The organism is Arenibacter lacus (genome assembly GCF_008711145.1).
GTDB lineage: Bacteria > Bacteroidota > Bacteroidia > Flavobacteriales > Flavobacteriaceae > Arenibacter > Arenibacter amylolyticus.
The window spans coordinates 1-654 of record NZ_VVIN01000216.1 but is presented as its reverse complement, the minus strand read 5'-3'; the positions used below and the strand labels follow the sequence as shown (position 1 = coordinate 654).

Sequence of the window (654 nt, the reverse complement as noted above, 5' to 3'; positions counted from 1 at the left end):
TCTATTATGGGTATATCCTGCAAAGAAAAGGGAGTAAAAAATTTAAAATCGGATAATTCACCTCCCCTAAGCTCAGGATTTTTATCCCTATTTAACGGACACAACTTAGAGGGCTGGGAAGGCGATCTAAACATTTGGCGGGTAGAGAATGGATTGTTGATTGGAGAATTGGATGAAGATACGGATTTAAATAGCAACACTTTTTTAATTTGGAAAGGTGGTGAACCAACAAACTTTGATCTGAAACTGGAATTCCGTATTTCCTCATTGGGGAATAGCGGTATCAATTACAGGAGTGATCGGGTAGATAGCATCCCTTTTGCACTTCGGGGATATCAGGCAGATATTGATGGCAAGAACACCTATACCGGTCAAAATTATGAGGAAAGAAAACGAACCACCTTGGCCTACCGAGGAGAGAAAATGGCCATCACCACCCAAGTCAACCCCAGCCTAAGCGGCTCCCTACGCTCCAATATAAAACACAACGCTTGGCAAAGCAGGGAACTACTGGAAGACTTGGGAAATTCGGATACCTTACAAAATAAAATACACACGGAAGGGTGGAACACCTTTAGGGTAGTAGCAAATGGATACAGCCTACAACACTATGTAAATGGGATTTTAATGAGTGAGGTGATCGATAGGGATACT

1 protein-coding gene is annotated in these 654 nt (G+C 42.0%); it reads left to right on the top strand.

The features are described from left to right. Positions 1-654, top strand: a 654-nt coding sequence (locus tag F1E73_RS17215) for a 3-keto-disaccharide hydrolase (RefSeq protein ID WP_317132998.1), incomplete at both ends; no start/stop codon positions are given.